Origin of the sequence: Halomonas sp. ATBC28 (assembly GCF_005937175.1) — a bacterium.
Lineage (GTDB): Bacteria > Pseudomonadota > Gammaproteobacteria > Pseudomonadales > Halomonadaceae > Vreelandella > Vreelandella titanicae.
Genome location: NZ_VCQL01000022.1, coordinates 1 through 13,590 on the forward strand (window position 1 = coordinate 1; position 13,590 = coordinate 13,590).

Sequence of the window (13,590 nt, forward strand, 5' to 3'; positions counted from 1 at the left end):
TCGTTGCCAAGTTGAACAATCGCCCCAGAAAACGCTTGGGGTATCGGACACCGGCACAAGTGTTCCTGGGAGAGTATTCAGGGGCGCTGAAAACCGCGGGTGCTGCGCTTAATGTTTGAATTCAGGAAGAAAGCTTGGCAATTGACTATGTGGCTATCTGATCCTCCAATGTAAAAACCAGTACCTGACTCAGTTGTACCGATCCAGTCATAGTCACGCTTAGTAGCATAGGCAATACAGTTACTGAATACTGCTTGGGCGCCAGCACCTAAATCTAGAATGAAACCAATATAAGAGCCTTCATCTAAGCAGTCAGAAACGATGCAGTTATTGCCTGAACCAATATCGACCGCCGCGCCAAGGCGACCACGAGGCGTTGGCACACCATCAATGAGCTCTTTCAAGCCAGTTGCGCAGCCGCAGTTAGAACCGCGACAACCAGTAACTCGCACCATACGCGGCGTGCCAGCAATAATAGTATCATTTTCAATACGGCAAACTGCGATACCATTATCCGCACCGTTAAGAACAGTAACGTTACGAGCTTCGCACTCATCAGCCTCCATGAAGATAGCAGAAGCCCAAATTAGGTGTCCACCACGGTCGTTAATAGGGCCATGATTCTGACCATTGTGATTAACTGCACGTACACATAAAATAGCCTTATCAGCGCCCTTGGCTAAGTAAACAGCTGGTCGTGAGGGTTCGTTATTGGCAATTTTAAAATTAATAATACCATTGCCACCGAAACGCTGGTTAGGCGTTATCATGCTCAGAGTGTCAGAAATAAGATACGTTTTACCGGAAGAAAGGTATACATCTTCACCACTATCTAACGCAAGTTGCAAGCTAGCAGTATCGTCAGTAACGTTATCACCTACTGCACCGAAGTTTTCTACGTACATAGCTTCAGCTAATTGCTCATCAAGTGGGCGGGGGAATTCACCTCCTTTAACTAGCACATTCCACCGGGCATCTAATGCTTCAAGAACTGTTTGAGTACCGGTAGACGTAGTAACTTCTGCAGAGCTAATACTATCCGCCAAGTTGCTAACACCTCTAGTCGTGGCGCCATCCAATGTTTCAGGCGCATTATCGCGAAACTTGCTATTATTCATCGTTTTTCCTTCATGTATTATGTTAATAATGATAGTTTTTCGACTAAAAAAGACAGCAGCATTATAAAAAGTCTTAACAAACTGGCTAAAACATAAACTTACGGTGTACTTAAATTACACAGAATTAAAGTCATAGCCAATCATGTAAGCTGCTTTATCCCATAGGCCATATGGCCTATATTCTTTTATATCTTCTAGTTAGCCTCAGCAGCTAACAAAAGCCACCTCAAGACGTCCTTACTTATACGTCTTACTCTTCATTCATTGCTGATTTTTTTTCAGACAGTTCGTTCAGGTACTGCATGACTTCGTTGAAGTAAGGTACTTCGTGTCCCTTCAAATCACAGCGCATCAGGAACTCACTTGCTGCGCGTATCTTCTCTACCTCGTTCATATTAAGCTCCAATTAAACCATGACCTGTCAGGTCTTCAATTAGGGCCTTAACTCGCTCAGCCAATTGAGAGGTTGTGACATTCGATGTATTAAATTGCGCTCGACTAGTGGTACCGCTTACACCTCCCCAGCCTCCTTTGCGTTGGCCCAGTACTTTAGTACCGGCTATTTGTAATCCCGTGTCACTTACCGGATTGGCAATATTAAGGGCTCCGCCGGTAATGCTGAGGGTAGTATTGCCCCCCACCAAGCTAACTCGACGGGCTCCGTTGGAGTACCAGGAAAGACGCTGTGTGACGCCAAGACGCCCGACTTCATTGTCAGCGAAAACCGCTTCGTCTGTTTTGAAGGCATACTTGAATACACCACCGTGCGAGGTATGAGCTCGGGCGAAGCGAAGGCCACCAATGCTTCCAGAGGAACTAATTGGCGCATCTACACGGATGGCCTCTCCATCATTTCCAGTGTTGCGTACGATGGAACCAGCTTCAAATCGGAGCCCGGTATGAAATCCGTTGTTATCTCCACCTTTAGTATTTCGGCCTACAGTTAGGGCGCTACCGAATCGGTTAGTGTCAGCTGATCGATCAGCCATGCATACCCGGACAAGCTGGTGGTTAGAGCCATATCCAGGATCATAGGTTACATTGGCATTAAGCTCAGCTGCATGGCTAGCTTCACTACTCTGCACTTGGCCGGAAAAATAACCCCAAAGAGCATACCCGCGACCACCTGGGGTTACCCGAGAACAGCGAGCATGAATCCCGATGGAGTCTCCGGATCCACCAGTGGCTCGGGCATTTCCAGTGATTGCTGCGCCGTATGCGTTACCGGTGACCTTAGTTAACTGTGAGTACAGCCCACCTTGTTCCCATTCCGATGAATTCTGGTTGCGGTTAGCAGACGAGTACTTCTGAAGAAATAAAATGGGGTTAGGGTCAGTGGTTGGCTGATTACGTAGCCCTCCCTGTATCAGCTGATACAGCGGGCTGTTGTAATTGCCGTAAATGTTGTCAGGCAGGTCTGTAATGGCGCCGGAAAGAGGCTGGGTTTCGTTAATACGAACTACGCTCATAAAATTCTCCTATTGCTTAGGTTTAGTATTACTTAGGTATAGATAGATTCAGTGTTTATGCATTCCCCGGTTTAAAATAAACGCGGAATCGAATAGTAGTCTTTATTCAATTGATTACATGCGTGGGCTAGGCTCAGGGGGCTATCACCTCCTTATCTTGGCTCGGTTTGATTTGTCATCGTAAGATGCTGTTTTGAGAGAAACTGTATGGTGAGCAGATAGGTTAAATAGGAATTTCTTCTTCAAGATCGTTATATTGCTGCGGATCAGGCGTGACTTACTGCTGTTGATTCGGCAGCCCCTGCAGTGGAGGCTGGTTTAGCGTTGACTGCTAACTGGGCTGGTTTGCCAAGTCTGTCCCTATTGCGGTCGACAGTCCGCGCTATTCTCTGCCGAGTGGGCGGACATATGCCCCACTGCGCAGTCAGCGCGGCCTTTCAGCATTCCCAGCATTTCGACAGCCCTGGGCGGCGTATTCCTAGCAACCTCTTGTGAGATGCAATCCCCTACGGGCGGCTAGGATTATCGAATTGTTAAAGAGCATCCACGTTTCCCGGTGGTGCGGGTAATGCTGCTTGCAATGAACCCAAATATACAAGATAAAATTGCAATAGCAAGCACAAAACAAGTTTTGTCAGGTATTATTACAAGAAATAGATGTAACCAACTGAATTGCAGGCGAAAAAAAACCGCCTCAAAAAGGCGGTTTTCTTACAAAAAAGACTTGTTACGAAAAAGTTTCCCACCAGAATACACGCCCAATTATCTTCGGTGCTTCTGGATCGCCAATCGAATACACTTCCTCCGGAAATTCCTCGTGATTTTCGCTGACTACGCGCATGCGGTTAAGTGGTAATCGGTAGAGCTTTTTGACCCGAAGCATGCCGTCATGGTCTAGCGCGTATATCTTCCCATCAATTATGTGGCGGCAGCCTTTATCGATACCGATAGGCGAGCCATCTATAATTATAGGCTCCATAGAATTACCGGTAACCGTGGCGCAACCAGCGTTACAAGGCTGGACATTTGCCCTGGCCAAACGTTGAAGGCTAAATCGCATTGTGCGACCGTGATTTTCTATTACCTGGGTTCTTCCGCTTCCTGCTGCCATTTCAACCTCACGAAAAAAAGGCACCTCAATCTCATCGGGCGGTATTTCACCCTCTTCTTCGTATAGCTCCGTCTTGTGTAGAACCACCTCATCTTGCACACCCTCTACCATGGGGCCTTGCTCCAGGATAAGCCACTGCGGTCTCACATTTAACTGCTTCGCCAATGAGTCTATGCGCTTGTGGCGGGGCATCGTACCACCTGATTCCCACTGTTGAACCGACTGCGCAGAAACGCCAAGCATCTCGCCAAGCTGGGTCTGGGTAAGACCACGTCTTTCACGGGCTATTTTAAGTCGTTCTGAAAATTCCATTGGTTTGCTCAAAGCGCTTTTGACTGAATGATATAAATTTTCAGCAGTGTACAAGGCAAGCTTGTGACAAGCTAAACAAGATATACTTGTAATTAAAAAATTACAGGCTTACTCTGATTACAGGAAATACTTGTGCACTGAGCTGAGATGCCGAAAAGGCACTCGAACAGGCAACCACGACCTTGACCGGGGATTGCGGTGTTTCTCAGCAGTAGCGCGAGTCAGGAAATATTCCTCCTGCCTACGTTCAGGTGGACATTTCTACGTGTACTGGCGCCGCAACCTCGCCCGATCATCGCCCTAGCATTTTTTTTGGAACACTCAGTTACCCGGGTGCTAACCCAAAGTGGACGTGATGTTTGAGATAGAAATATTCAGATGAAGCAAAAACCTTAGCATTGCGTATTAATGAGATAGGTTCGACCTATGATGAAACAACTCATAATTTCACATCGTGAGGCGTTGGAGACCTACATGCCCCGAATTACTCCCCAAGCCACTGACGGCAAGAATGTATGCGCATTTCTCGACGTGCTGGCGTTTGCTGAGATAGGCAAGCCCATGCTTCAAGACCCCCGCACTGATAACGGCTACCGAGTGATTGTCGGCTCTATCCCAAGCAAGTTGATCCTAATGGATCACTACACCGACCACCCTCGCCAAAGCGTGAAAGTGCGTAAAGGGCTGTATTCTACAGCTGCTGGCCGATACCAGCAGTTGAGCCGCTTTTGGCCTCACTACCGCATCAAGCTTAACTTGCCCGACTTCGGGCCAATTAGCCAAGACCGTTGTGCAATTCAGCAAATCCGTGAACAGCACGCCTTGCGCTTAATTCAGGCGGGCGAGATCGCCGAGGCCATTCACCGCTGCAGGAATATTTGGGCGTCGCTGCCAGGGGCTGGGTACGGCCAGCATGAGTATTCGCTTGAGCGCCTGCTGCTGGAGTTCAAACGCGCCCACGGTGAGCTGTGCACTAACGACCAAACTTGGTACGAGCGCATCAAGCTTCGGAGAGTGGCGTAATGACTCAGGAACGCAATGTGAAACCTTCAATATTTGAGCGCCATATGCAGACAGGAATCCAGGTGCTGTTAGTAACGCTGATCATTTGGGCTGGCTCTGAACTGGTGAAACTCGGCCAGCAGTCGGTAGTATTAGAAGAGCGCCTGACTATGCAGGACTTGATGCTTCAGGAAATGCGCCATGAGCTGAAAAGCTGGGGCGATACGTACTACCGCACAGTGGATGCGCGCCGTGAGCTTGATAATATCGAGGGGCGTATCAATAACCTAAATAGCCGAGTGTCAGCGCTGGAGGGCTTGCGATGAACATAGCGACTAAAGCGTTATCTGTTATCACTGGCCCGCTGTTTAGCGTGATCGACAAGACGTTGACCGACAAAGATGAAGCGGCGCGGCTTAAGCACGAGATACAAACTCAATTGATCGATGCGGAAAACAGCGCTCTCAAAAGCCAGATGCAAGTCGTGCTTGTTGAGGCTGAAGGCGAAAGCTGGCTGCAACGCAACTGGCGTCCCATCTTAATGCTTACTATCGTAGCGATCGTCGCTAATAACTATCTGATCGCGCCTTACCTATCCGCCATGTTTGGCGTGGGCCTGACGCTGCCATTGCCCGAAGCACTCTGGAACCTGATGACGCTTGGCGTCGGTGGTTATATCGCGGGACAGACTGCCGAGCGCGGCATATCGACATGGCAAAACGGGCAAGTAGCTCAAGAGCAGGCAAAAGCTCAGCACAGCATTTACCAACAGATTCCAAAGCAGTAAAGAGTTTCGCTGCCCGGCAATGCTGCCAAGCTGTGATATATCGCTTGGGCCATGCCGTGAGGCACAGCCAAAAAACCGCCCAACACATTGTCTTTCAGTTTTATAAGTGGATATAGGGCATTGAACAATTAGTTGAGTATGTGTGTTACGTATTACAGCTGGCTCGTATACGGGTTGGATGAAACTACCAACAATCAAAACCGATAACGGCGCTAGCTCATTTGCTTCTACAGAGCAGTCCAAAGTGCTGAAGCTACTCTATTAACCCTGGATCACGGCTCGCCAGTATTGAAGAACCTTTCCTTCAGTTTTTGAGTGGTGAGGAGCCGGATCATGCTAACGAATTACTTGGCAGAGTGATTACCCCTTTCATGTAAGGCGCCACACGGCCTTTAATCACTACCCGCTCTCCTGCCACTACGCAGCGAAGTTCACCTTTTCGGGCACCACCCTGGCGCGCCGTTAGCTCACATTTGCCCAGCCGTTTCGCCCAATAAGGTGCAAGCGAGGTGTGCGCCGAGCCGGTAACGGGGTCTTCTTCCACGCCTACTTTGGGGCCGAACCAACGGGAGACAAAGTCTACATCGCTGCCTTTCGCAGTAACGACAATGCCGCGCCCTGGAAGGCGCTTCAATTGCTGCATATCCGGCGTTAGCGATTCGATCAACTGCGCATCGTTGATCACCACCACAATATCGTCGGATATCAGCAGTTCATTGATCTCGCTAAGCCCAAGCGCTGCCATTACCTCGACTTTCATCGCCAACGACTCCAGCGCCTTCGCGGGAAAATTCATGGCAAGTTCGTCGTTTTCACGCTGCACTAAAAGCTGACCGCTACGCGTCTCAAAATGCAGTGTTTGGGCGGTATCGCCCAGCGCATTAAAAATCACCCACGCCGTTGCAAGCGTGGCGTGGCCACATAAATCGACTTCAACAGAAGGGGTAAACCAGCGCAGATGGTAGCCCGTTTCGGCAGGTACAAAAAAGGCCGTTTCAGAGAGATTGTTCTCCGTGGCGATAGCCTGCAACAACTCATCGTCAAGCCACGCATCTAGTGGGCAAACCGCCGCAGGGTTGCCTTCAAAAGGCTTGGATGCAAAGGCATCCAACTGGTAGAGATCGAGTTTCATGGTATGACTCGGCTTGTTATTAAATAAAGAAAGCAAAAACGATAACGTGCAGCGCTGTGGACACCAAGCGATGTTAGCTAATTAATCGTAAGCTAATCCTATGCCCCCGTCACCAGCCATACCCGGCAGTGCAGTCTGTACACCGAGCGGGGTATCATCAGTGACACCCTGCCCATTCCCTAAACGAACAGCTTTTAATAACGTTCCTGATAAACAAGTAAGGAGAATTTAATGCCCGCTTATATCGTAATGACCCGCGAACACACTCACGACGCCCAGGAAATGGAGAGCTACGGCGAGAAGGCAAAAGCCGCCCGTGAAGGCCACGACCCACAGCCGCTGGCTTTTTATGGCGATTTTGAAGTACTGGAAGGCAGCGCAATGGAAGGAGCGGTCATTCTACGCTTCCCCGACATGGCCGCCGCCCGTGCCTGGTATCAAAGCCCCGCCTACCAGGAAGCCCGCAAGCACCGCTTCCAAGGTGCCGACTACCGGGTGTTTATCGTTGATGGTCTAACAGAAGCCTAAATACCAAAACGCCCCGCCTTTAATGTTCAAGTCGGGGCGTTTTGCCGTTGCTTTACCTCTGGGATATAGGCGGAATTACATCACCAGCGATAGCTCACTTTCGCGCTGATTTCGCGACCCGGATTATAGTAATCGGCCGTGCTTGAACCGACCACGTGCTGCTCGTCGAGCAAGTTGCTGACGTTGACGGCTAGGTCGGCGTCTTTAGTGAGCTGGTAGCTGAAGGCCGCGTCAAACAGCGTTGCCGCACTGCTCTTTGACGTATTGGCGACATCAAAGTAGTAGGAGCCAATGTAACGGGCGCCGAGGCCAACACTCATATCCTGGCTTGGCAAGGTATAGTAGCCCCACAGCGACGCCGTATGTTTGGGTGCTGCAGTGAACTCGTTACCCTCTCTGGCTGCGTTGCTGTCGCGCACCACCTCCGACTCCATATAGGAGTAACCACCGGCCACGCTAAGGCTATCGGTCAACTCAGCCTTGGCCTCCAGATCAAGACCCCGTACGCGGGACTCACCCACGGTTTCCCGCTCGATAACGCCATTGTCCTGTACAACCGAGATGGTGACGTCGTCCCTGGTTAGGTCATAGATGGCCGCCGAAAACAGCGCATTCGTACCAAAGGGAGAATATTTCGCACCAATTTCGTACTGCTCGCCCCGTTCGGGATCAACACCAATCGTGGGTGGTGCGACCGACTCCACCATGCTGACATAGGTGGAAATTTCGTCGGTGACCCGATAGGTCAGCGCACCGCGAAGTGAGGTCTCAGAGAAGTCATCGGAATCGGTAACGCCCGCCATGTTGGTGCTTGAGACATCCATCGAGTCGTTGCGCACACCCGCTGTCACGATGAATCGGTCATAGAAGGACAAATTCTGGGTCAGGAAAACCGACTCGGTGGTAAAGTCCTGCTTGTTGCGGCTATAGACGTTCAGGCTACTCGGGGCACCGCTAAAGACGGGGTTTGCGATATCAATGGAGGTCGCATCCCCGTAAAACGAACGGTCTTCGGTGGAAGCATCGCGATACTCGACACCCACGAGCGTGCTGCTATCGACCTGATCAAAGCGGGCGTCGTATTGCAGGATAGCGTTGCCGATCAACTCCTGGGCTTCGTTGTCCGTTCCAAAATAGTCGCGATCCACCACGCTGCCAACTCGCGCCGCGGAGTCAGTGATATAAACGTAGCCGAAGTCATCAGTCAGGTCGCTATAGCGCAGATTACCCCGCAGCGTCAGCCCGTTGTTGAAATCATGGGTGAGCTGCCCGGTGAGGCTGGTACGCTCGACGTCGTGATAATTAAAACCAGGCTCGCCGAAGAAGTCGCTGCGGTCGTACTCCCGGTCAAGCGGATAACCACCGCTGTTGGGGGTGTCATCACGCTTCAAGTAATCGAAGATAACACTCGCTGAGGTGTAATCTGTCGGCTCCCAGGCCAAGCCCCCCATCAGGAAACCATTGTTGTCTTTGGAGTGATCGTATTCGCGGTCGCTGTCCCGGATGGTGCCGGTGAAACGGTAGGCCACTGTCTCGTCAGCGTTCAGCGTGTCACCCACATCAACACCGGCCTCTTTTGCGTCAAATGAGCCGTAGGAGAGATAGCCCTCTCCAAAACGCTCAAAGCGTGGCCGTTTGCTCACGAAGTTGACCGAACCACCTGGATCCGCCGGGCCAAACAGGGTGGAGTTGGCCCCACGCAACACTTCAACGCGTTCGTAGGCGTAAGGCTCTTCGCGTACACCGCGCATAGAGCCTAGCGTCAGCCCGTCACGGTAGGTAGTCGCCTGGAATCCGCGAATTTTAAAATAGTCGTTACGGTCATCGGTGCCGTAATAATCGGTGAGGACGCCTGGCGTATATTGCAGCACTTCCTCGGTGGTAGAGGCGTTGCGCTGCTCAATCTCCTTCTCAGTGACGACCGACACGGAAGCGGGGGTATCAAGGATACTGGTAGCCACCTTACCGCCGACCCATAGCTCCTGAGCCACTATCGAATTGGCATCATCATCAGCGTAGGCCTGGGCGTTGACGATAATGGGGGCGAGGCGATATCCCTCGTTATCGTCACTGCCTTGGCCGGTCTCCTGGGCGTTCCCGAGCATGGGAATACTCACCAGCGTGGTGCCGCACAGAATGGCGGTAGTGGTCTGCTGCCACCGTAACCGGCTTGCGCCGCGCCGGACTGTACTACTGCTATCAGTCATGTTGAAGATCCCTTGAAATGATTAAACCGGCCCTGCTCGCCTTATGGTTTTCTTTTAAAAGGCCGTGAGAGTATCCAAAGGTGGCAGCACCTAGTCAATAGTAATAACACAAATCATAATCATTTATTTTGAACTTTAGTTCATGATTGCAATACACGTATGAGGTCATTCACCAACCGACTACCCGTCCTATATCTGCAGCGCTCGTGTACCAGCGGCATCTGATCAACAAATAAAAAAAGCCCCGTGTTATCCAAAACACGGGGCTTTTGACAAAGGAGTGTGGCCTGGCTCAGTGTGCCTCGACAGCGGCACGCCCTTTGATGATAGAGCGGGCAAGCATCAGATACGCCACCGAGCCACAGGCGGCCATGGCCAGAATGACCGCTTCAAGCGTATGCGGCAACATGGCGGACAATGCGCTCAGCAGCCCGGCGACACCGAACTGTGCTGCGCCCAGAAGCGCTGCGGCCGTCCCGCCACTGGTGGGAAAGAACTCCAAAAAGCAGGCCTGAATATTCGGAGAGATCGCCCCCACCGCGCCGATGGTCAGCATCATGGCGGCGAGGAAGGCGTAAAGCGACCAATCCATAAAGGCAGCCATCACCAGCAATACTATACCCACTGCCTGACAGCCCGTTGCCAACTGCAGGATACGCAGTGACGGTAGCCTGGAAAGCAACACTCGATTGAGAATGTTGAAAATAAGCATCGCGACGATATTCGCCGCAAACAGCATCGAAAAGCTTGAAGGCGACTGGCCGAAATGCCCCTGATAGATAAATGACGCATAGGTGATGAACATCATCAGAGTAGAAAACGAAGCAGCCTGCCAAACGATGAACGGCAGCGCCAGTTTTGTCGACAGTACCAGTTTGTAACGCGCCAGCAGGCTCATCTTAGGGCTTTTCGCGCGCGACACCTTTCCCGGGCCGGTAAACAGCACCCGCACCAGCAACGGCACCAGCAGCACCGCGTACACCGCCAAGGCAAAAAAGATATAGTGCCAGGAACCCAGCGCCAGAATCGCGCTGCCTACGCTCGGAGCGATTCCTGGTGCCAGCACCATGATAAAGCCCATCATCGAGAACAGTTTCGCGGCGTCGCGGCCCGCCACCCGATCGCGCACCAGCGCCGGCACAGATACCAGGGTAAAACCGGCGCCAAGAGCCTGAACTGCCCGCCCGCCGAGCAGGGTGTTCAAAGAATCCGCCATACCAATGACGATGCTTGAGAGCGCAAAAATCGCCAGCCCGCTCATCAGCACCCGCTGGCGCCCGAAGCGGTCTGAAAGCGCACCGCCGATCAACTGGCCAAACGCCAACGCGAGTACATACACTGAAACGCTCAACGATACCGCCTGCTGAGAAATCCCCAGCGATTCACCGATGACCGGAAAGGCCGGCAGGTACGTATCCATGGAAAACGGGCCCAGCATCATGGTCATTGCCAGACTCAGCACCACAATGAAAGGCGTTTTAGATTGGGTCATAGAAGCTCGCGGTAAAAGGGCGTAATGATGGACAACACCCACGATATGATACCGGCTGATGCCATCAAGGCAATCGAATAGAAAATGAGGGGGTGGGCTGCGAGGCGGTAATCGACTAAACACCTAGCCAGTTTGTTATCGGTTAGCGCGGCTATGCAAAAGAGTGTGCTCAAAGCTATTTTAAAAACACACCCCCAACAAGGAGACCAGGATGTCTATCCCCCAGCCAGAACGACTCCATCTCGACAGCGATGCAGCGACCGGCTACCCCAACTCCCCTCTACCAGTGCTGGTTTATCGTCAGGTTCTCGACCTCAGCAATGCCGAGGAACGGGCCGAGTCGTTCGAAGCCATGTTCCAACGCCACGGCTGGCCGCCGGCGTGGCGCTACCACCTGTATGACTTTGACCACTTTCACTCCACTGCCCATGAAGCACTAGGCATTTTCCGCGGGCAGGCCAAAGCACGCCTGGGTGGGCCTAACGGCAGCGAGCTGATGCTTTATGCTGGCGATGTGCTGGTGCTACCCGCAGGGGTTGGTCATGCCAGCGTAGAAGCAGACGAGGATTTCTGCATGGTCGGTGCCTACCCACCCGGCCAAGAGCCTGAAATAGAGCGCGGCGACCCCGCACAGTTGGCGGCGGCTCAAGAACGAGTGGCTGCCGTTGCCTTACCCGAGGATTCCCCGGTAGGTGGTTCATTAGCTGGGCTGTGGCGGGAAGGCCACTGGCAAGCTCGTCGATTGATTGGCTTTTCGACTAAATGGGACAGTTAGTCCTGTTACCTTTCATAACTTCAGAGTTTCTGAAATAAAAATTTCTAAAATCATGTTGCTAGCTCCTGAGTTAACTAACTCATGAAGCTACCAGTGCCCTCACGTGAGGGTAAAATACTATATAAATGTCATTCGATATCTTATAAATATCATTAATGGAGAACCAAACCGCTCAACTTGAGCGGTTTGGTTGTTTATTTCCAATGTATTGCATACTAACCGAGCGTATTCTTACGCTTGATTAGAAAGGCCCGTAGTTAATCAACACAGCGGTAACTACAAAGGCGATGCCCACTAGCGTCCAGAGGCATACCAACGGAAACGCGAAACGTACCCAGTTACTCCATGGCACTCCGCCCACGGCAAGCACAGACATCAACACCCCCGATGTCGGCGTAATAATATTGGTGATCCCATCACCAAGCTTGAATGCAATCACCGCCGTTTGCCGAGTGATATCAAGCATATCCGCAAGCGGCGTCAAAATCGGCATCACTACAGCTGCCTGACCGCTACCAGAAGGCACCAGGAAGTTGAAAAAGAGGTTGAATACAAAAACAGCGAGCGCACCCAACATGGAGGGAAGCGTACTCAAGGGCACAAAAATTGAATTCACTACCGTATCGAGAATCATCCCCTCGGCCATGAGCACCGTAATGCCTTTGGCAATGCCAATAATAAAGGCACCATATAGCATACCTTTGGCCCCCTTCATGAACATCTGCACAAACTCATTAGGCGAAAAACGAGCGAGTGCAGCGCTTCCTATCCCATTGATCATAAAGATGGCAGAAAGCTCATTAACGCCCCATCCCAAACCTAAAGAGCCATAAATAAACACCGCCAGGCAGGCAACAAAGAAGATTAAAATGACCAGATGCCGACGCGTAAACGTTAAGTTCTCATCATCGGACCCAATGGCTTCAGTGCTAAAGGGCTGATTCCCCATCAAACTACGGGCGGGATCGTCGCTAATGCGTTTGATATACCGACACACATAAGCAATTGTCACTGCCAATAGCACGAAAAATAGCGCCACCCTAAGCGGCGCGCCAGAAAATAGCGGCAGCCCTGCTATGGATTGAGCAATCCCCAGCGTAATGGGATCGAAAACAGCAGCCGCTGAGCCCGAAAAATAGCCCAAATAGACAATGGCGATCCCCGCGATCGCATCTAACTTAAGCGCTCGTGCCAACACGATACCCAACGGAATAAAGGCAATAACGGCATTCGACCCAACGCCAATGGCAGATACCACGCCAAATACAAAAGACACCACAATCGCGAGCAGATATTTACGCCCCCGGGCTTTATCAACCAGGCTTTTGATACCTGCATTGATCGCACCAGTAGACTCCACCACTGCAATCGCACCGCCCATTACCAGAACTAAAGCAATGAGGTTTGCTGAGCTGATAAAACCGTTTTGAATAGAAAGAAAAATATCGAAAAAATTAAGGCCGCTAGACTCCACCAGATGAAAACTGCCGGGAATAACCGTAGGACGCCCCTCTGTGGTTCGCTCAAACTGGCCCGAGGGAATAAAGAAACTCAATAACCAAGCCACCAGTAATAACCCAAACAGAATCACAAAGGCATCGGGCATGGCCATTCTTTGTATTGATCTAGTTTTCACGTTGAAATTTCCTGAATATTT

The 13,590-nt window shown here is 51.2% G+C and carries 13 protein-coding genes and 1 pseudogene; 6 read left to right on the forward strand and 8 right to left on the reverse strand.

Features of this window, described 5'->3' with window-relative positions:
• Nucleotides 1–119, forward strand: a pseudogene (locus tag E0L35_RS26705) (IS30 family transposase); the annotation flags it as partial.
• Here E0L35_RS26705 and E0L35_RS20750 read toward each other — a convergent pair.
• The 4 genes from E0L35_RS20750 to E0L35_RS20760 form a co-directional block, all read right to left on the reverse strand.
• Nucleotides 78–1,118 carry a glycosyl hydrolase family 28-related protein gene (locus E0L35_RS20750; RefSeq protein ID WP_138801303.1) on the reverse strand — a complete coding sequence of 347 codons (1,041 nt, stop codon included), beginning with the start codon at nt 1,116–1,118 and terminating at the stop codon, nt 78–80. The pseudogene E0L35_RS26705 and the gene E0L35_RS20750 sit on opposite strands and share 42 nt — an antisense overlap.
• 250 nt (nt 1,119–1,368) lie before the next feature.
• A complete protein-coding gene (locus E0L35_RS26335) occupies nt 1,369–1,512 on the reverse strand; it encodes a hypothetical protein (RefSeq protein ID WP_161575191.1) in 144 nt (47 codons plus the stop codon).
• 1 nt (nt 1,513) lies between these two features.
• Nucleotides 1,514–2,587 (reverse strand): hypothetical protein, encoded by a 1,074-nt coding sequence (locus E0L35_RS20755; RefSeq protein ID WP_027957274.1) that lies wholly within the window; start codon nt 2,585–2,587, stop codon nt 1,514–1,516.
• 727 nt (nt 2,588–3,314) lie between these two features.
• Nucleotides 3,315–4,010, reverse strand: a complete 696-nt coding sequence (locus E0L35_RS20760) for a helix-turn-helix transcriptional regulator (RefSeq protein ID WP_041157692.1) — start codon at nt 4,008–4,010, stop codon at nt 3,315–3,317.
• A 474-nt stretch (nt 4,011–4,484) separates the two neighbouring features.
• Between E0L35_RS20760 and E0L35_RS20765 the strand changes: the two genes are divergently transcribed.
• Genes E0L35_RS20765 through E0L35_RS20775 form a run of 3 tightly spaced genes read left to right on the forward strand, consistent with a single transcriptional unit; the run spans nt 4,485 to nt 5,799 of the window.
• Nucleotides 4,485–5,033, forward strand: coding sequence for a glycoside hydrolase family 104 protein (locus E0L35_RS20765; protein WP_035538965.1), 549 nt, complete (start codon nt 4,485–4,487; stop codon nt 5,031–5,033).
• Nucleotides 5,034–5,050: 17 nt separating this feature from the next.
• Nucleotides 5,051–5,338 carry a hypothetical protein gene (locus E0L35_RS20770; RefSeq protein WP_138801304.1) on the forward strand — a complete coding sequence of 96 codons (288 nt, stop codon included), beginning with the start codon at nt 5,051–5,053 and terminating at the stop codon, nt 5,336–5,338.
• Complete coding sequence (locus E0L35_RS20775) at nt 5,335–5,799, forward strand: 3TM-type holin (protein ID WP_051430604.1); 465 nt, start codon at nt 5,335–5,337, stop codon at nt 5,797–5,799. Before E0L35_RS20770 ends, E0L35_RS20775 begins: the two co-directional genes overlap by 4 nt.
• Before the next feature lie 331 nt (nt 5,800–6,130).
• Here E0L35_RS20775 and E0L35_RS20780 read toward each other — a convergent pair whose 3' ends face one another.
• On the reverse strand, nt 6,131–6,931 hold the full coding sequence (locus E0L35_RS20780; RefSeq protein WP_027957278.1) for a PhzF family phenazine biosynthesis protein: 801 nt from the start codon (nt 6,929–6,931) through the stop codon (nt 6,131–6,133).
• A gap of 231 nt (nt 6,932–7,162) precedes the next feature.
• On the opposite strand from E0L35_RS20780, the gene E0L35_RS20785 reads away from it, so the two are divergent.
• Nucleotides 7,163–7,459: a DUF1330 domain-containing protein gene (locus E0L35_RS20785; RefSeq protein WP_138801305.1), complete on the forward strand. Its 297-nt coding sequence runs from the start codon at nt 7,163–7,165 to the stop codon at nt 7,457–7,459.
• Between the two features lie 80 nt (nt 7,460–7,539).
• Here E0L35_RS20785 and E0L35_RS20790 read toward each other — a convergent pair whose 3' ends face one another.
• Both E0L35_RS20790 and E0L35_RS20795 read right to left on the reverse strand, forming a co-directional pair.
• On the reverse strand, nt 7,540–9,666 hold the full coding sequence (locus tag E0L35_RS20790) for a TonB-dependent siderophore receptor (protein WP_138801306.1): 2,127 nt from the start codon (nt 9,664–9,666) through the stop codon (nt 7,540–7,542).
• A 292-nt stretch (nt 9,667–9,958) separates the two neighbouring features.
• Nucleotides 9,959–11,158, reverse strand: coding sequence for a Bcr/CflA family efflux MFS transporter (locus E0L35_RS20795; protein ID WP_138801307.1), 1,200 nt, complete (start codon nt 11,156–11,158; stop codon nt 9,959–9,961).
• A gap of 211 nt (nt 11,159–11,369) precedes the next feature.
• Here E0L35_RS20795 and E0L35_RS20800 point away from each other — a divergent pair, with 211 nt between their 5' ends.
• Nucleotides 11,370–11,933 (forward strand): cupin, encoded by a 564-nt coding sequence (locus E0L35_RS20800; protein WP_138801308.1) that lies wholly within the window; start codon nt 11,370–11,372, stop codon nt 11,931–11,933.
• Between the two features lie 241 nt (nt 11,934–12,174).
• Here the strand turns inward: E0L35_RS20800 and E0L35_RS20805 are convergent, their stop codons facing one another.
• On the reverse strand, nt 12,175–13,569 hold the full coding sequence (locus E0L35_RS20805) for an AbgT family transporter (RefSeq protein ID WP_212751702.1): 1,395 nt from the start codon (nt 13,567–13,569) through the stop codon (nt 12,175–12,177).
• Nucleotides 13,570–13,590 lie beyond the last annotated feature (21 nt).